This is a genomic window from Pseudomonas sp. KK18 (assembly GCF_037094675.1).
GTDB lineage: Bacteria > Pseudomonadota > Gammaproteobacteria > Pseudomonadales > Pseudomonadaceae > Aquipseudomonas.
The window spans coordinates 4,134,881-4,153,378 of the sequence record NZ_CP146605.1 but is presented as its reverse complement, the minus strand read 5'-3'; the positions used below and the strand labels follow the sequence as shown (position 1 = coordinate 4,153,378).

The 18,498-nt window shown below is 60.2% G+C and carries 13 protein-coding genes; 10 read left to right on the top strand and 3 right to left on the bottom strand.

The features are described from left to right. Window positions 1-163 precede the first annotated feature (163 nt). The gene (locus V6607_RS18715; protein WP_102605488.1) at window positions 164-802 is read right to left on the bottom strand and encodes a hypothetical protein; all 639 of its coding nucleotides are present in this window, start codon (window positions 800-802) and stop codon (window positions 164-166) included. After that, complete coding sequence (locus V6607_RS18710; protein WP_134326821.1) at window positions 799-5,430, bottom strand: RHS repeat-associated core domain-containing protein; 4,632 nt, start codon at window positions 5,428-5,430, stop codon at window positions 799-801. The genes V6607_RS18715 and V6607_RS18710 overlap by 4 nt, the downstream gene beginning before the upstream one ends. Window positions 5,431-5,795: 365 nt before the next feature. On the opposite strand from V6607_RS18710, the gene V6607_RS18705 reads away from it, so the two are divergent. The 7 genes from V6607_RS18705 to V6607_RS18675 all read left to right on the top strand — a co-directional run bounded on the left by V6607_RS18705 (window position 5,796) and on the right by V6607_RS18675 (window position 13,239). After that, the gene (locus V6607_RS18705; RefSeq protein ID WP_032899092.1) at window positions 5,796-7,199 is read left to right on the top strand and encodes an amidase family protein; all 1,404 of its coding nucleotides are present in this window, start codon (window positions 5,796-5,798) and stop codon (window positions 7,197-7,199) included. Between the two features lie 212 nt (window positions 7,200-7,411). Further along, window positions 7,412-8,170, top strand: coding sequence for a DeoR/GlpR family DNA-binding transcription regulator (locus V6607_RS18700; protein WP_134326820.1), 759 nt, complete (start codon window positions 7,412-7,414; stop codon window positions 8,168-8,170). Then, on the top strand, window positions 8,148-9,428 hold the full coding sequence (locus V6607_RS18695) for a Zn-dependent hydrolase (RefSeq protein WP_134326819.1): 1,281 nt from the start codon (window positions 8,148-8,150) through the stop codon (window positions 9,426-9,428). Before V6607_RS18700 ends, V6607_RS18695 begins: the two co-directional genes overlap by 23 nt. A gap of 8 nt (window positions 9,429-9,436) precedes the next feature. Further along, entirely contained in the window at window positions 9,437-10,393 is a 957-nt protein-coding gene (locus tag V6607_RS18690) for an aminoglycoside phosphotransferase family protein (RefSeq protein WP_134326818.1), read from the top strand. Beyond that, a complete protein-coding gene (locus V6607_RS18685; RefSeq protein ID WP_003218516.1) occupies window positions 10,390-11,325 on the top strand; it encodes a choline kinase family protein in 936 nt (311 codons plus the stop codon). Before V6607_RS18690 ends, V6607_RS18685 begins: the two co-directional genes overlap by 4 nt. A gap of 130 nt (window positions 11,326-11,455) precedes the next feature. Further along, complete coding sequence (locus V6607_RS18680; protein WP_003218518.1) at window positions 11,456-11,710, top strand: hypothetical protein; 255 nt, start codon at window positions 11,456-11,458, stop codon at window positions 11,708-11,710. Then, window positions 11,707-13,239, top strand: a complete 1,533-nt coding sequence (locus tag V6607_RS18675) for a sodium:solute symporter family protein (RefSeq protein WP_134326817.1) — start codon at window positions 11,707-11,709, stop codon at window positions 13,237-13,239. Before V6607_RS18680 ends, V6607_RS18675 begins: the two co-directional genes overlap by 4 nt. A gap of 134 nt (window positions 13,240-13,373) precedes the next feature. Here the strand turns inward: V6607_RS18675 and V6607_RS18670 are convergent, their stop codons facing one another. Continuing rightward, window positions 13,374-15,200, bottom strand: coding sequence for a sigma-54-dependent Fis family transcriptional regulator (locus V6607_RS18670; RefSeq protein ID WP_134326816.1), 1,827 nt, complete (start codon window positions 15,198-15,200; stop codon window positions 13,374-13,376). Window positions 15,201-15,437: 237 nt separating this feature from the next. On the opposite strand from V6607_RS18670, the gene V6607_RS18665 reads away from it, so the two are divergent. Genes V6607_RS18665 through V6607_RS18655 form a run of 3 tightly spaced genes read left to right on the top strand, consistent with a single transcriptional unit; the run spans window position 15,438 to window position 18,492 of the window. Beyond that, a complete protein-coding gene (locus V6607_RS18665; protein ID WP_003218524.1) occupies window positions 15,438-16,532 on the top strand; it encodes an ABC transporter ATP-binding protein in 1,095 nt (364 codons plus the stop codon). Next, window positions 16,532-17,629 carry an ABC transporter ATP-binding protein gene (locus tag V6607_RS18660; protein ID WP_134326815.1) on the top strand — a complete coding sequence of 366 codons (1,098 nt, stop codon included), beginning with the start codon at window positions 16,532-16,534 and terminating at the stop codon, window positions 17,627-17,629. The genes V6607_RS18665 and V6607_RS18660 overlap by 1 nt, the downstream gene beginning before the upstream one ends. Beyond that, a complete protein-coding gene (locus V6607_RS18655) occupies window positions 17,626-18,492 on the top strand; it encodes a sugar ABC transporter permease (protein WP_003218527.1) in 867 nt (288 codons plus the stop codon). The genes V6607_RS18660 and V6607_RS18655 overlap by 4 nt, the downstream gene beginning before the upstream one ends. The last annotated feature ends 6 nt before the right edge of the window (window positions 18,493-18,498 follow it).

Genomic DNA, 18,498 nt, shown 5'->3' with positions numbered 1-18,498 from the left:
TGTTTTTTGGTCACGGCACGTAGTCGCAGCAAAGAAACAGAGTGAGGCGGATTTATTTGGTTAAAATATCCTGCGTCAAGAGGAGAGACTCTTTTTTGAGTCGAACGTTTAGGTACGTCGCAATTCATGATGTTTGGTGGGAAGTTTGGCTTTCGGCTATTCTTCATGTGTGAATATAACTGTAGACCTCTCGTTGGGTGATTTCTCGGATCTCATTTTTTTGAATCGCGCTGACTAGTTTCTCTTGAACATCAATCATGCTTATAAATTGAGCGGCGGCATGTGTTTCTGAATCAAAGAACCTGCAAAGCACGGTTTGTGGATGAATCTCAAGGAAAGTTTTTATATTTTTGGTAGTCACTTTTTTTTCGAAAATAGTCATGTCGGTCCAAAGCTGTTCTATTGAAGGGACTGACTTTTGCATAATCAAAATTGTTTCGCTTGAACCTTCCAGTGCGGAATTTGTTATATCTCTGGGCAAGGTTGGAATGTTTTTTATTATCGAATATATGTTGGTGCTATCATTTTTTCCGAATAGATCTCCATTTTTTATCTGACCAGCCAATTCCTTTTTTAGTAGGTATTCCTCGGTCCTGGAGTAAAAATCTCCCCACCCTATCGACCGCCATTCCCGCTTGATCGGCCATTCTTCTACTAAGCACTCCGCCACGTTGCACCAGGAATCCCAAACGCAGCGAAAGTCATGGTCAATTAAGGTTAATGTGGAAAACTGAGAGTCATCTATCTGTTCTACCCCGTTCCAAGGTTTTACTCCAGTTTCATTTATATATGCGGTTTTCATGGCTTTCTCTTGAAGTATGTATGTGAGTCATCGCCAATCCTCAAAGGCACCTTTATTCCTCCAATCGTGTTTTTTGTGTTGAAGTGTGGACCGTGATTGCCCTCTACATGACCTAGGGAGTGTTCATAAATCTTAGTGACATGACCTTTTTTAAGGCTGAAAACATATATCCTGCCCGATATGTATCTATCTTGATCACGGATCTTATCCCTTTCAACCGCTATAGGCTGTGCGCTTCGTGGAATACCACCAATCTCTTTAGCTCTTCTCAGCGCTCCATTTCTTGAGAGCTTACTATCGAATCCTTTAGGTGGCTCTACGTCGCCTTCGTTTACCTTGGCTTTGCTCGCTGGGTCCTCAGCACGGTGTGTCGGCTTACATCCATCGCCTCCCGGACAGGTATTCAACCCCAACGGATCCACCCATCCCGTCGGGTTGGGCACGTACTGGTATCCGTTCAGCCCGCCCGCCAGTTTCACCGGATCAGGCGTCAGGTAGCGGCCAATGTCCGGATTGTAGTAGCGATGACGGTTGTAGTGCAGCCCGCTTTCCGGGTCGAAGTATTGGCCCTGGAAGCGCAGTGGGTTGGTAACGGTGTTGACGTCCAGCTTCGCGATTTGGCCGTAGGCGCGGTAGTGCGCTGACCAGACGATTTCGCCATCGGGCGCGGTGAGTTCTTGTGGCGTGCCCAGGTGGTCGAGTTGGTAGTGGAAGGGTTTTACGTTTCCCGGCCCATAGCCTTTCAGCAGCGCTAACGGGCGAAAGCTGTTGGGTTCGTAGATATAGCTTTGGTGGTGATCAGCACTGTGTTCGGCAATCAGCGTGTCGCCTTGCCAGAAGAACTCGGTGGTTTGGCTTTTTATCGTTTTGGCGATACGCCGACCAAACGGGTCGTAGCGATAGCTGGCCTGGGTGCCGTCCGGTTGGGTGACGCTGATCAGGCGATGCCGACAGTCGTAACTGTATTCGGTAACTAACTGCCGCGCCCGACCCCGGCGTTCCCGCAGGAGGTTGCCGAAAGCGTCGTAGTCGTAGTGACGGTCGCCTTGCGTCAACAGCCGGTTGCCTTTGACGACGCTGGGCCCTACGCGGTCTTGCATCAGCAGGTTGCCCGCCGGGTCGTGGACGAAGCGTTCCTGCAGATCGTGCGAGTGGTCGGCGCGGGTCAGGCGGTCGAGCGGGTCGTAGTGGTAGTCGTGCTGGCCTTTGCGGGTGTCGAGGATGCGGGTCAGGTTGCCGCGTTTGTCGTAGTCGTATTGGCGGCGCTGGTAGCGTTGTTCCTGTTGGGTGATGGCGTGGGCGTGCAGGCGGCCCTGGTCGTCATAGTGGTAGTGGCTGAGGAGTTGGCCTTGCTGGCGTTGGTGTTCGCGGCCGGATTTGAACAGGTGCGAGGTGAGCAGGCTGCCATTCAGTTCGACGGTGGCGAGGTCGCCGCCTTTTTCGTGGTGGAAGGTGAGGCGGTTGTTGTCGGGCAGGCGCAGGTAGTTGAGTTGGCCGCATTCGTCGTAGCGGTAGCGCAACGTGCCCCAGCCCTGGTGTTCGGCGGTGAGGCGGTTTTGCAGGTCGTATTCGTAGTGGAGCGGCCAGTGGCCGTCGTCGACGCTGAGGAGATTGCCGAGGCGGTCGTAGGTGTAATCGACAATGCTGCGGTCGGGCAGGGTTTTTCTTACCAGGCGACCGGCGCTGTCCCGCTGATAACCAGTAACCAGACGACTGCCATCGTCGCCGTACTCGGTCTTTTCCAGCAGATGCCCGGCGAGGTCGTAGGCATAGGCGGTGCGGCGCCCATCAAACCCGATTTCCTGCTGGATCAGGCCATTGGCGTGATAGTCGAGCCGATAGGTTTCGCCGACCTCGTTTTCAATCTCGGTCAGTAACAACCGAACATTGTCATAACGGTATTTAAGCTGTGTGCCGTCGGGGTTAATCCGACGGCTGATCAGGTGCAGACCGTCGGCGTATTCGTAGCGGGTGACGCGGCCCAACTCGTCGCGCTCAGCAGTGATTTTTCCGTACGGGTTGTAGCTGAATTCGCGTGTGGCCCCGTCAGGCTGAATCACTTTCAGCAAACGACCTACGGCGTCCCACTGATACTGGGTCAGCGCACCATGCTCATCCTCGCAAGCCACCTGCCGCCCCAGCTCGTCATAGCGATAACGCCGCACACCGCCATTCGCCAGTTTTTCCTCAATGAGCTGGCCGCGTTCGTTCCAGATCAGCCGCTGACTGCTGTTGTCCGGATACCAGGCACCGCTGAGCTTTCCGTGTTGGGTGTAGGTGTATTCGGTGTAATTGCCGTCCGGATCAGTCTTGCGAGTGATATCGCCTTGATCGTTACGCTGGTATTTCCACACCGCGTCACCACGGCGCACAACCCGTACGAACCCGTTGTCATGCTCGTAGGACGTCGGCGTATCGTCCCCGGGAAACAGCGCAATCAACCGACCGGCTTCGTCGTACTGATAGGCCGTCACCGCCCCCAGCGGATCCTGCTCGACCGTCAGCCGGCCTTTTTCATCGTAGGATTTGAAGTGCTGCGCGCCGTCCGGATCGATCCGCTGCACCAGCCGTGCGCGCTGGTCGTGGACGTAGACTTCCTGGCTGCCATCGGCGTTGTGCACGGTGACCGTGCCGTTGTCATCCCACACATACCGCGTGTCCATCTGCGAAAAGCTGGCCCAGTGCCGGACACATCGCGCCGCCTTGCCGGACCGTTCCCACTCCCAAAAGAAACTCGCCCCACCGGCCAGTTCCCGCTCCAGGATCACCTGCTGATCGTCGTACCGATAACGCTCGCTTTCGCCTACCGCGTTGGTCGCCTCAACCAACCGCCAGGCATCGTCGTACGTGTAGGAAACAACGTTCTGTTCGGTGACCCAGCCCGGCTCCCGCTGCACCTGATAGTCGACGGCAACGATATGGCCGTGCTCATACCGCAGCAGCAATCCCTGGCCAACATGGTTATCGATCCGCTGAATCCGCCCTGAATAATCGCGGGAAATGCGCAGCCGGTTGTCGTAAGCGTCACTGATCGCCGTCAGCACACCGTCACGGAAGTGGTAGAAAAGCGACGCCTGAGCCAGCACCCATTCATCCGGCAAAGCACCCAGATAAATCGCCGCTTCCGCCAGGCTATTGGTGATGGCCGGCCGTGCAGCAGAGGGCAGGGGAAAGGTGGTGCTGCGGTTTTCGTGATCGGTCCACACCACCGATCCGCCGCTCACCACCAAGCGCTGCGCCAGCGCATGACTCCAGCCAAACCCCAACCCGCAATCCACTTCCACGGCACTGCTGCGATACAACCGCGTCCAGGCAAATGGCAGGACACCCTCCAACGAGCCGTCTGTGAGGGTCAGCAGTTCCTCACCAGTAACCATCGAAACCGGACAGCCATTGGTACAGGTATTCGCCGAACAGACCGAAGCATCCCCATTGGGGTTTTTCGCCGAAGCCGGGGCATCATCCACATGTTCTTGCTTCACCAGCGCCGTGCGCGCCGCTTTAGGCTTTCGGACCAGCGCTGCCGGATTCGAAACCTCGTTTACACCGGCCTTCAACGGCACGGCCGCTGCCTTGATCGACACTGGGTCATTTTTAAGCGACACCGGCTTAAGCACACTGGGGTGCCAGTCCAGCCGTGGTGCCTCGCCCAACTTGGCCATCTGCTCGAGTAACACCCGTGCCCGGCCGGACCTGACCTTGCCCAGCACCTGCGGGCCCAAACGCACCGCCACACCCATGCCGCCGGTGGCCAACAGCAACAGCAGGTTGAGCAGTACCTCGGAAGTCATTTCCCCCAGCAGCTCGTTCATGTCCGGCGGCGGAAGCAATTGCGCCCAACTGAACATCGCCGACAGATAGATGAACAGCAGCGGTTCATCGCTCAGCACCAGAAGACCGTTGGCAATGGCCTCATTGCTGAGCTTCAACAGCTCTTCAAGCTCGCCTTGGGAGAGGTACTGCAGCAACTTTTCGCTATTGGGTTTGATGTCCGCCAGCCAGTCGTACAGGTTTGGAATACCGTCCCAAAGGCTGTACAGCGTGTTCGTAATCCCTCGCACAAACGCGGCGTCCATCAACTTGCGACGGTCGAGGGCGCTGGCGTTTGAGTACTGTTTCCACTGCTCTTCGAAGGTGCTCGTCCATTCACTGCGCAAGCTGCTTTCCAGCGAGCTGATCACCGACTGATAGGAGGCGTAGAGCGCCTTGACGTGATCCTTGGAAACATCGGGGTAGAAGCTGACCTGATACTGCTGGTCGCGCGTGCAGTCGGTGATTTCGAGGATGCCGCTGGGGCCGATGGTTTTATGAATGGGGGGACCGATCAGGCTGCCGTCCTCGGCGATGGCCTGGAGGATGACCGGCGTGTTGCCGATCGGCACAAACCGCTTGCTCTCAAACATATGCACCAGGGTCAGCGCACCATTGGGTTTGCACATTGCAACGGTGGTACTGGGGGCTTTAGAGGAAACAGGCGCGACCAGCGCGACCTCATCCCCAACCTTGAACACCTGCTCGACTTCCAGCGACGAAAAGCTCCAGAAGCTCTCAGCCCAATCGTCAAACGTGTTAAGGCACTCCCTGAAGTTACGAAAGACCGCTTCAACGTCCTTCGTCTCCACATCCATGGGAGCCAGGGCCAACCTGCCTATGGCGGGATTCAAGAGGCAGCCCCATCGGGCAGGGCATTAATCGAAAAAAACATCGGCGTTCCCTCGCGCTGTGTGATCAGGCGAGGGACTTTGCAGAGGTTTGTAAGAGAAAGAAGTCAGAGCTATCCACTGCTACTGATAGGACGTTTCGCCAAATCCCCGGCTAAACCGACCCGTTTTCGTAAGCCAAATCTCCGACAAAAATAAATCCCACAAAACCCACATATGCAACAAATCCAACTTGACAGCTTCCATTCCCTTGGCGTCTATTGACGTACCCGCTGGATCATTTCGCAGATGTCCCAGGATGCTCAATGAAGACTGATACCTCACTGACCCACATGCCCAGCGTCCTGCACGCAGCCGAAAGCATCCGCCAAGGCACACTGACCCCTGTGCAACTGGTCGAGCAAAGCCTCGAAGCCATCAAAACCCACAATCCCACACTGAATGCCTTCGGCGACGTCTACACCGAATCCGCGCGGGAGCAGGCTGAAATCCTGACCGCAGAAGCGCAGGCCAACCAATTTCGTGGCCCGCTCCACGGCATCCCCTTCGGCATCAAAGACCTGTTCTCCACCGCCAATCTGCGCACCACCCGCGGTTCGCTGACCGGCCTGGACAACGTCCCCACCCAGGACGCCCCGATCATCCGCCGCCTCAAGGAGGCCGGCGCGATCATCCTCGGCAAGACCGCCACCACCGAATTCGGCTGGACCGGCGCCAGCACCTCCCGGGTTTTCGGCAATGGCCGCAACCCCTGGAACCCCCAGCTCACCAGCGGAGGATCCAGTTCCGGCTCGGCCATTGCGGTGGCAGCACGCATGGTCCCGGCCACGCTGGGTTCCGACGGCGGCGGTTCGGTGCGCATTCCCGGCGCCTTTTGCGGTGCATTCGCTCTTAAAGGGTCTCTTGGGCGCATCCCCACCTGGCCCTGGTCCGCCACTGAAATGCTCAGCCACGCCGGCCCGATCACCCGTACCGTGCGCGACAGCGCGTTGCTCTTCGATATCCTCTCCGGGCCCGATCCGCTGGATCACCAGGCCTTGCCCGCGCCCACCGAGTCCTACCTGGCGCGCTGCGACCAACCGCTGGGCCCTGTGCGTGTGGCGTATTGCCCGACCTTGTTCGATACGCCGGTGGACCCGGTCATCGCCGCCACCGTCGAAGCGGCGGTGCATTACCTTGCGGATGAGCTGCCGGTCACCGTCACCACCCTGAACCTGGACTGGCAAGACCCGCTGGCCACCTTCGAAACCCTGTGGGTCGGCGGGCGCGGGATCGCCTATGGCAAATCCCTGGCCGATCGCCTCGACCAACTGGACCCGGGTTTCGCTGCGCTGATCAAGCGCTCCGCCGATTACGATCTGGCGGCCTACCTCAAGGCTGTGCAGCAACGTGCACTGTTCGCCAATCAGGTACACGCGCTGTTTAATGACTACGACGTACTGCTGATGCCGACGATGCCGATCCTGCCGTTCGCCGCCGACCGGGTTGCCCCCGAGGGCTGGCCGGGCGAGGAGGGCGCGGTGCCCTGGGCCCGCTGGACGCCGTTTACCTATCCGTTCAATATCACCGGCAACCCCGCTGCCAGCCTGCCCTGCGGCTTCAGCCCGAGCGGTTTGCCGATTGGCCTGCAGGTGATCGGCCCACGTTTTGCCGACGCCCAGGTGCTGCAATTCTGCGCGGCCGTCGAAGCCATCGCCCCCTGGGATCAGCACCTCCCCCCGATGCTGATGCCTTGATTGATTGCACCCGGAGTGGGCTCAAAAGAAGCCCGCCCGTGATAAACGCTTTGTGTTGTCCTGCCCTTTCACACCCTGATGAGTGAGAGGTACCCGTGACCCTGTCCATGGCTGTATTACGTTCTATGCTCCCCGCTGGACCGGCTCGCGCCGCGTTTCGCCGTGGGGCGCGCAATACCGGCCGCCTGAACCTGCCCTGGAATACCTCTTTTATGCTCAACCAGCCACGTCTCGACGAAATCATGCTCCTGCTCACCCAACACCAGCGCGTCAAGGCGTCTGACCTGGCGCAGACGCTGTTCGTCTCCGAAGAAACCATCCGCCGCGACTTCAAGTACCTGGAAGAAGCCGGCAAGCTGCGGCGCATCCACGGCGGCGCGATCCTGCCGCGGCTCAACGAAGAACAGCCGCTGCAAGTGCGCAGCCGCATCAAGCCCCAGGCCAAGACGCGTATCGCGGTGTGTGCAGCGAAGCTGGTGAGCGAAGGCATGGTGCTGTTCCTCGACACCGGCACCTCGACCCTGGCCCTGGCCCAGCAACTGACCGCGTTCAGCCAGTTGCGCATCATCACCAACTCCCTGGACATCGCCCGCTTGATCACCGAGCAAAGCGCCAACCAGGTGCTGGTGGTGCCCGGCGATGTGCGCCGCAACGACAACGCGCTGATTGGCGCCCACACCCTGGAATTCGTCCGACAGTTCCACTACGACATTGCCTTCATGGGCATCGGCGCTGTCGACCTTGAGCTGGGGTTCATGGACTACCAGGAGCCCGAGGCGCTGCTGCGCCGGGAACTGACCAAACACAGCCTGCGCAGCGTGATCCTGGCCGATGACGCCAAGTTCGGCCACCGCACCTTTATCAATACGCTGCCGTTCAGCGCCATCACGACCCTGGTCACCAATCGTGCGCCGTCCAACGACTTTGCGACCCGCCTGGAGCAAGCCCATGTCGATATCCTTTACCCCTGAGTTGCTGGTGCCCAGTGAACAGGACCTTGAAACCTTCGAGGCGCTGTTCCGCGACACCTCGGCCATCGGCGCGACCAAGGCCGGTGGGCTGCATCGCCTCGCCGCCTCGGCCGAAGACGGCGCCGTGCGCGACCTGTTCGCGGCCTGGCTGACCGAACGCGGTTTTGACGTGCGTGTGGATGCAGTGGGTAACATGTTCGGTTTGATCACCTTTAATCCAGAAGCGCCCTACGTGCTGTGTGGTTCGCATCTGGACAGCCAGCCGAGTGCCGGGCGTTTCGATGGGGTCTATGGCGTACTGGCCGGCGCAGTCGCGGTGGCCAGCCTGGCTCGCCAACTGCGCGAGCGCGGCGAAACGCCGGCGTGCAACCTGGCGGTGGTGAACTGGACCAACGAGGAGGGCGCGCGTTTCCAGCCCAGCCTGATCGGCAGCAGCGTGTTCACCGGTGACCTGGCACTGCAGGACGCCTGGGCCTGCCGCGATGGCGATGGCATCAGCCTCAAGCATGCGCTGCAGCAGATTGGTTATCTGGGGGAGGGCCGCGTCGAGCTGGACGTCGCCGGTTATGTGGAAATCCACGTCGAACAAGGTGATGGCCTTGAGCGCGACGGGCTGGCCATCGGTGTGGTGCGCGACACCTGGGCCGCCCTCAAGCAACGGATTCGGTTCATCGGTGAACAGAACCACACCGGTCCTACACCCATGGCTGCACGCAAGGATGCCTTGCTGGCCGCCGCCCACGCGATCACTGCGGTGCGGGCCGAGGCCGACCTGCACGGCGTGCAACTGCACAGCTCGGTGGGGCGCCTGGAGATCTATCCCAATTCCCCCAACGTGGTGCCTTCCAGCGTGACGTTGCATGTCGAGTACCGCTCGCCCGACACCGAATTACTGGCCGCAGCCGGTGCGCGCCTGGACGCCAGCCTCAAGGCCACCGCCAGCGCCACGTCGACTGACTACAGCATCGAAAGCCGCGCCCTGCGTGAGCCGACCCACCTGCATCACGGCTTTGCCGAGCTGGCCTACGGCGTCGGCCAGCAACTGGGCTTGCCCATCGGCAACAGCGTCACCGTGTCAGGCCACGACGCCATCAGCCTGAGCCGGCATTACCCGGTGTGCCTGCTGTTTATCCCGAGCAGCAATGGCGTGTCCCACAACGAAGCGGAATTCACCAGCGAACAGGACATGCGCAACGGCCTGCACATGCTGACCGCGTTGCTGCACCGCGCCTGTTCCACCCCCAACGCCTACCGCTGAGGTCTGCCATGTCGAGTCGTTTGCAAGCAAAGTCACGGCTGCTGGGCGCCCTGGAGGCCGCCGGCTTGTCCGCCCATGTGGTGGTCGAAGAGGGCACCGCCGGGATTGCCTCGCCGGTACGCCTGGCCACCGAGTGGGCCGGTTTTACCGTCAGCGCACCGTGGGGCCAGTGTTACGCCAAAGTCTTGCATGACGACATGCGCGCGCTGATCGACATTGAACGCACTGCCCGCGCCACCCAACTGGCAGCTGATTGCGACGTGACGCCGGGTGTGCGCCTGGTGGATGCCACGGCCGGCGTGTTGCTGCTGGATGCGTTGCCCACCAGCGAGTGGCGTTGGGCCCGCCTCGACGAATTGATGCAGCCCCGGCGCCTGCAAGCGCTCTGGGCCCTGAAGAAACAATTGCACCAAGGCACCTCACCGGGCTTCGCCCGCTCGCCGCTGCAAGACATCCAGCACCTGCGCGAATTATGCGTGCGCTACAGCGTGGCCTTGCCCATCGACCACGCCTGGATCAGCACCTGCATTGACCTGGCCTGGACCTCGCTGCAACTGAACGCCAGCGACTCGGTGCCGCTGCACGGCGACGGCGTGGCGAGCAACGTGATGATCGGCCCGGACGGCGCCTTGCAACTGATCGACTTCGATTACGCCGGCAGTGGTGATCCCTGGTACGACGTGGCCATCAGCCTTAACGAGTTGTACGTCTTCGAAAACGACTGGCGCGAAGGCATCCATGCCTGGGCCGGCGAGTGCCGTGAAAGCGACTATGCGCGCTGCCGCTTGTACGCCTTGATCAACGATTGGTTCTGGACGCTCTGGGGCCTGTGGGTCGGCGCTACCTCGGCGCGGCCGCTGGAGTTTTCCAAGGTCGGGCAGTGGACGCTGTTGCGCTGCCGCCAAAGTCTGCAAGACCCGCGGTTTGAAGGTTGGCTACGTCAGGTACAGGAGGGGCAGGCATGAAAGCGTTAGGTGAGGCGTGTACGCCACAAGAGTGTCAGCTGGAAGCGGCGGTGCGCGGGGTTGCCAGTTGGGGCGGCACCGGCATTCGTTATGAACCGGTCAGCGGCGGGATTTCCAACACCAACTGGCGGGTGGAAGTGGCCGGGATCGACACTGCGTATTTCTTCAAGGTGCCGGGCGTGGGCACCGAGATGTTCATCGACCGCCGCACGGCCCACGACGCCAGCCTCAAGGCGGCGCAAACCGGCTATGGCGCGCCGGTGTTCGCATTCCTTGAAGAGTTCGGCGTGGAAGTCTTCGAGTTCATGGAGGGCTGGCGCGCCTCCTCCAACCACGACTTCCTCGACCGCGACGTGCGCCACAACGCGCTGCACGCCCTCAAGGCGTTCAACGACCAGCCGCCACTGGTGCAGACCAAGACCGTGTTCGACATGATTGCCGAGCACCAGCGGCAGGTGGAGCAACTCAACGGCTGCAAGCCCGCCGACGACGCTTGGCTGCGCCGCCAATGCGACCGCGCCCGGGGCGTGCTGCAAGCTTCCGGCATCGATCTGGCTCCCTGCATGAATGACACCCTGGCGGGTAATTTCATGCTCAACGACCGTCGGCAAATTCGTCTGGTGGACTTCGAATACGCCTCCAACAACGACCGGCATTACGAACTGGCGCTGTGGTTCGGCGAGATGTTTTTCACTGATGAAATGGAACTGGCCCTGATCGAGGATTACTTCGGCCAGGTCACCCCGCAGAACCTCGCGCGCATCAAGTTGCACAAGGCCCTGGCGGACATCAAATGGTCGACCTGGGCGATGGTGCAGCACGCGGTGTCGCAGCTGGATTTCGACTTCTACAAATACGGCACCTGGAAGCACATGCGTGCCCGCAGCATCATCAACGATTCGCAATGGGAAACCTGGCTAAGACAGGCTTGAGCCTGCGCCAGACAACAATAATGCATTGAATGAAGTCACTTGGGCGCTGATTGGTGCCTGCGTTTTCACTGCTTGATTTTTGTTTGATCACACAAAAAAACGATCCACAAATTCAAGGAGCACCCGACTCATGAAATCTGATAGCGCACCACCCGGACGCCTGAAAAGCCAACTCTTCGGCGTGTACTTTTTCCTGTTGCTGATGCTCGCCTTATTCCCGCCGTTCTATTTGAGCGTGAGCGGCAGTACCGCGTTGGTACTGGGCATACCGTTGCCGATCTTCTACTGGATCGCCATTGCCGTCCTCGCAGGCCTGGGCCTGTGGGCGTTGTACGTCGCCGAATTGAAGGCCGGCGAAATACCCGAAGAGGGGGATGCGCAATGATCAGCACCGCCAGCGATGCCAACCTCTTTATCACCTTCGGCGTCATCGGCCTGTTCCTGGCCGGGATGATCGCCGTGCTGTACGCCACCAACCGCGAGAGCACGAGTTTTTCCGATTACGCCGTAGGCGGGCGCTCCTATGGGCCGTGGTACATCGCCATGTGTTACACCAACTCGTGGTGGCCGGGCTCGACCTTTACCGCGTTTTTCGCCCTGACCATCGGCGGCGCCCTGGGCTTCTACGGCATGGTCTACGCCACCCTTGGCGTGACGGCAATGTACCTGATGGCCCGCCGCGCGTGGACCTGGGGCCAGCGTTTCAACCTGCGCACCCAGCCGGACTTGCTCGGCATGCGCTTCAACAGCCCGGTGGTCAAGCGCGTGGCCTCGATCATCGGCATCATCTCGGTATTCCCGTGGGTGGTGATGGGCATCCAGGCGTTGGCGATGTTGTTCCAGTTCGCCAGCTTCGGCCGCTGGGGCGTCACCACCTGCCTGGTCGCCGGCGTGGTGGTGGTGCTGGTGCGCCAGTACTGGACCGTGAGCATGGGCATGCGCGGGCTGATCATGACCGACATGTTCCAGGGCCTGATCGCCTATGTCGTGTGTGCGGCGCTGTGTGTATTCCTGCTGTTCGGCGACCAGGCGTCGTTCTCCAACCTGGCGCACCTGCCGGCGAAAATGTTGCTGATTCCCGGCGCCAGTGGCACCGGTTACGGCCCGCTGTACATGTTCAGCCTGATCTTCACCGGCGTGATCGGCTCGATGTGCTGGCCCATGAGCTTCCAGCGCATCTACACCGCCAGCGGCGTCAAGGCGGTGAAGAAAGGCACGCTGTACACGATCCTGTTGGTGGGTGGTTTCTACGGGATTCTGATGCTGTTTGCCGCGGCCATCAGCCAGGACCCGAACGTCATCGCGCACCCGCAACAAGGTTGGTTCCTCTCGCTGTTCGACATCGGCGGGCCGTGGATGCTGGCGCTGGCTATCGTCATCGTACTGGCGGCGAGCATCGGCCACGTCGACGGCTGCGTGCAGGTCTGCGGCACCCAATTCGCCAACGACCTGGCTACCTGGAACACCCCGCGTACCGATCGGCAACTGACGCTGTTGGCCAAGTCCGGGATGGTGGTGTTTATCGTCGCCGCCTCGGTGCTGGCATACCTGACCTTTGATTACGCGCGACTGCAATTGCTGGCGCAGATTTCCTACCAGGGGATTATCCAGTTGGCGGTGCCGCTGTTCTTCGGGATCTTCAGCCGCCGCGGCAACAAGGAAGGCGCGATTGCCGGGATGCTGGCGGGGATTGTGGTGGCGATTGTGCTGACGACGATGTATCCGGACGACATTCCCGGGCTGGGGTCGTTGACCAGCGGGATTGTGGGGCTGGTGGTCAATGCGGGGATTTTTGTGGCGTGTGCATGGGCGATCAAGCCGAGTGCGCAGGAGAGTGCTCGGGTGGAGCAGTTGTTTGAAATGGCGGCGCCAGGGCGCAAAGTGCCAATGGGGGCAACGCCGGTCCTGAACTGAACCCACTTCTCTAACCCAATGTAGTTCCAATGTGGGAGCGGGCTTGCTCGCGAATGCAGACTGTCAGTTAAAGCATCAGCGACTGATATACCGCATTCGCGAGCAAGCCCGCTCCCACATTTTTGATTGTGTTCCTACACAGCATTCCCGTTTTGTCGCAGGCGTTTGTAGAGGGTATTGCGGCTGACGCCAAGCTCTCTGGCCAGGTGAGAGATATTCCCGCCCACCGCCTTCAGTCGCTCATTCAGGTCCAGACTGTCATCCACTGCATCACACACCGGCACCACCCCATTCAAATCCACAAAAAAATCATCCGGCAAATGTTCCGCCCGAATCGGCTGCTCTTCCGCCATGGCCAGTGCCACCTGCAACACGCTGCTCACCTGGCGCAGGTTGCCCGGCCACGGATGCTGTTCAAACAAGGCCAGCACCTCGTTAGTCAACCCGGCCCACTGCGTCGGCTCGCGATGCTGTTGCCACAGCTGCTTGAACAACGCCTGTTTATCCGTGCGCTCCCGTAGCGGCGGCAGCTCCAGGGTCAGGCCACCGATGCGGTAATACAGGTCTTCGCGAAAACGCCCGAGCTGTACCTGTTCGCGCAGCGAGCGGTTGGTGGCGGAGATGATCCGCAAATCCACCGGGTACAACTCGCTGCTGCCTACAGGCTGCACACAGCGTTCCTGCAATACCCGCAACAGCCGGGCCTGGGTCGGCAGGGGCATGTCGCCGATCTCGTCGAGGAACAGCGTGCCTTTGTCTGCCTTGCGGATCAGCCCGATGCTGCCTTTCTGGTTGGCGCCGGTGAATGCGCCTTTTTCATAGCCGAACAGTTCCGACTCCACCAGTTCGGCGGGGATCGCTGCGCAGTTGACCGCGATAAACGCTTGTTGGCTGCGGGAACTGGCCTGGTGCAGGGCTTTGACGAACACTTCCTTGCCGACACCGGTTTCACCGTGGATCAGCAACGGAATATCCTTTTCCAGCAGGCGCTCGGCCTGACGCACGGCCTTTTCCACGCGGGCATCGCCGAAGTGCAGGGTCTTGAGACTGATGGCCGTGGGGCCGGGTTCGCGGGGCTTTTTCGTTTCCACGAACACGCGAGCCTGCACTGGCGCCTGTTTCGGCCGTTTCAGCAGGCACTGGAAACGGTTGCGCCCGGCGGCTTGCAGCGAGAAGGGCAGGCCTTCGGGCTGGTTGAGCAGTTCCAGCAGCGAGACCTTGAACAGGCTGTCGATCAACACCCGCGACAGGCTGATGCCCAGCAGGTTGTCGGCCCGGCGATTGGCCGACAGTACCTGGCCGCTTTCATCAAAAATCAGCAGCCCGGCCCATTGGCTGTCGAGATTGTTCAACCCGGTATTGAACGTCAGCTGGAAATGCTCACCGCGAAACAGGTTGAGGATCAGCCGGTTCTCGACGGTCTGGCTCATCATCTTGACCATGCCGAGGGTGTGGGAAGGCGGCAGGTAGCTGTCGCTGGACACATCCAGCACCGCGATGATTTCCCGCTGCGCATCGAAGATCGGCGCTGCCGAGCCGGTCATGAAACGGTTGGCCTTGAGGAAGTGTTCGTCATGTTCAATATGCACTGCCTGGGCACAGGCCAGGGCGGTGCCGATGGCGTTGGTGCCGCTGGAGCGCTCCATCCAGCTGGCGCCGGCGCTGAAACCACGGGCCAGCTTGGGGTCGATAAAGCGTTGGGTGCCCCACGAAGTCAGCACCTGGCCCTGGTTGTCGGCAAGCATGATCAGGCAGTTGGAATTGCTGAGGATGTTTTCGTAGTAGGGCAGCACTTCCTGGTGGGTGGTCTGCACAAGGGAATGCTGGCTTTCCAGCAACTGGCTGACGCCGTCTGCGGGCAGTTGGTCGAAGCTCGGTGTGCTCTGGTGATCCAGGCCATAGGCCCGGCAGCGGCGCCAGGAGTCCTGGATGATGGCATCGTGCGCCAGCGGTGTGCTCATGGCGGTGACCCTTGCTTTATTGTTGTTCTGGGGTGCGGAAGGCCCGTTCAGTGTTGTTCAGAACTGTTCATTGTCAACCCGCCGATTGTTCAGTTGTTCAGCCTGACCTGTTCATTTCTGTTCAGAGGCGAATCGCTGTTTTGCCTAACTCGTTGACCGGCCTGAGGTTTGGGTTGTTGGCACGGAACTCGCTCTGTGCTCCTGCCAGAACCATTCCAATAATAAAAAGGTCGTGTCATGTCATTGACCCTGGAGCACGTCACTCGCGTTGTCGAAGGCCAAACCTGGATCGACGACGCCAACCTGCGTTTCGAAGCCGGTTCCTTCAATGTATTGCTGGGCCGCACGCTCTCCGGCAAGACCAGCCTGATGCGCCTGATGGCCGGCCTGGACAAGCCTGACAGCGGGCGCATCCTGATGAATGGCGTGGACGTCACCCAGAAGCCGGTGCGCCTGCGCAATGTGTCGATGGTCTATCAGCAGTTCATCAACTACCCGACCATGACCGTGTTCGAGAACATCGCCTCGCCGCTGCGCCAGGCCGGAGTCTCTGCCGAGCAGATCCAGAGCAAAGTCCTCGAAACCGCGAAAATGCTGCGTATCGAGAAATTCCTCCAGCGTCACCCCCTGGAACTCTCCGGCGGCCAGCAGCAACGCACCGCCATGGCCCGGGCGCTGGTCAAGGATGCCGAGCTGATTCTGTTCGATGAACCCCTGGTGAACCTGGACTACAAACTGCGCGAAGAACTGCGCCAGGAAATGCGCGAGCTGTTCAAGGCACGCCATACCATCGCGATCTACGCCACCACCGAACCCAACGAAGCCCTGGCCCTGGGCGGCACCACCACGATTCTGCATGAGGGCCGGGTGATCCAGAGCGGCAAGGCGGCCGAGGTCTATCACCAGCCGCAAACCGTGCTGGCGGCCGAGCTGTTTTCCGAGCCGCCGATCAACCTGATGCCCGGGCGCATCAGTGGCAATGAAGTGAGCTTCGCCAACTTCGTGCACTTCCCGCTGAACGTCGACCTGCGGCCCATCGGTGAGGGCGAGTTTCGCTTTGGCGTGCGTCCCAGCCATATCAGCCTGGTGCCGAGCAACGACGATGACCTGGAATTGGCCGTGACCGTGGAGGTCGCCGAGATCAGTGGCTCGGAAACCTTCCTGCATGTGCGCAGCGAACACTTCCTGCTGGTGCTGCATTTGCCCGGGGTGCACGAGTACGACGTCGACGCGCCGATCCGCATCTATATCCCCACCCACAAACTGTTTGTGTTCGATGGCCAGGGACGGCTGGTCCAGGCCCCCGGGCGACGTGTCGCGAGGGTTGCCTGATGGCCGAGATCCATTTGCAGAACCTGGCCCACAGCTACAGCTCAAAGCCAAACGGCCCTGAGGACTACGCGATTCGCGAGATGAACCACGTCTGGGAGCAGGGCGGCGCCTACGCGTTGCTGGGGCCGTCGGGCTGCGGCAAGTCGACCTTGCTCAACATTATCTCCGGCCTGCTCAGCCCGTCCGAAGGCCAGGTGCTGTTCGACGCCAAGGTGGTCAACGAGCTGACCCCGGAAAAACGCAACATCGCCCAGGTGTTCCAGTTCCCGGTGGTGTACGACACCATGACCGTGTTCGATAACCTGGCTTTTCCCCTGCGAAACCAGGGCATGGCCGAGGCGAAGATTCACAGCAAGGTGCAGGAAATTGCCGAGGTGCTCGACCTGCAAAACCTGCTGGACAAAAAGGCCCGCAACCTCACTGCCGATGAAAAGCAGAAAGTCTCCATGGGCCGCGGGCTGGTGCGGGATGATGTGTCGGCGATCCTGTTCGACGAACCGCTGACGGTGATCGACCCGCACCTGAAGTGGAAGCTGCGGCGCAAGCTCAAGCAGATCCACGAGCAGTTCAACATCACCATGGTCTACGTGACCCACGACCAACTGGAAGCCTCGACCTTCGCCGACAAGATCGCGGTGATGTACGGCGGGCAGATCGTGCAGTTCGGCACGCCCCGGGAGTTGTTCGAGCGGCCCAGCCACACCTTTGTCGGCTATTTCATCGGCAGCCCGGGGATGAATCTGATTGAGGTGCAGGCAGAGGCGGGTGGTGTGCGCTTTGCCGGGACACATCTGGCGTTGCCCAAGGCGTTGCAGCAGCGCATTGGCGAAACGCCTTACAAAAAGCTGCAGGTCGGCATCCGCCCGGAATTTATCCATGTGTGGGATGAGCACAATCCCGACGCGCTACAGGCGCAAGTCACCCATGTGGAAGACCTCGGCACCTACAAGATCATGACCCTCAACCTCGATGGCGCACCGTTGAAAGTGCGCCTGGCCGAAGACAAACCAGTGCCCGAGGGCCAGGCGTCCATCAGCTTTCCGGGGCAGTGGCTGATGGTGTATGCCGATGACTACTTGCTTGAGGTGCAGCCATGAACAAGGTGCAGAACAACAAGGCCTGGTGGCTGGTATTGCCGGTGTTCCTGCTGGTGGCCTTCAGCGCGGTGATCCCGATGATGACCGTGGTCAACTACTCGGTGCAGGACATCTTCGACCAATCCAGCCGCTACTTCGTCGGCGCCGACTGGTACAAACAGGTGCTGCTGGACCCGCGCCTGCATGACTCGCTGCTGCGTCAGTTCATCTACTCGGCGTGTGTGCTGTTGATCGAGATTCCGCTGGGCATCGCGATTGCCCTGACGATGCCCACCAAGGGTCGCTGGTCGTCGCTGGTGTTGATCGTGATGGCGATTCCGCTGCTGATTCCGTGGAACGTGGTCGGCACCATCTGGCAGATCTTTGGCCGTGCCGACATTGGCCTGATGGGTTCCACGCTCAATGCGATGGGCATCAGCTACAACTACGCCGCCAACACCATGGACGCCTGGGTCACGGTGCTGGTGATGGACGTGTGGCACTGGACGTCCCTGGTGGCGCTGCTGTGTTTCTCGGGGCTGCGGGCGATCCCGGATGTGTACTACCAGGCGGCGCGGATTGATCGGGCGTCCAGCTGGGCGGTGTTCCGACATATCCAGCTGCCAAAACTGAAGAGCGTGCTGTTGATCGCGGTGATGCTGCGCTTCATGGACAGTTTCATGATCTACACCGAACCGTTTGTGCTGACGGGCGGCGGGCCAGGGAACGCCACCACCTTCCTCAGCCAGACGCTTACCCAGATGGCCGTAGGCCAATTCGACCTGGGCCCGGCGGCGGCGTTTTCGCTGGTGTACTTCCTGATCATCCTGTTGGTGTCCTGGCTGTTCTACACCGCCATGACCCACTCCGACGCCAACCGCTGAGGCCGC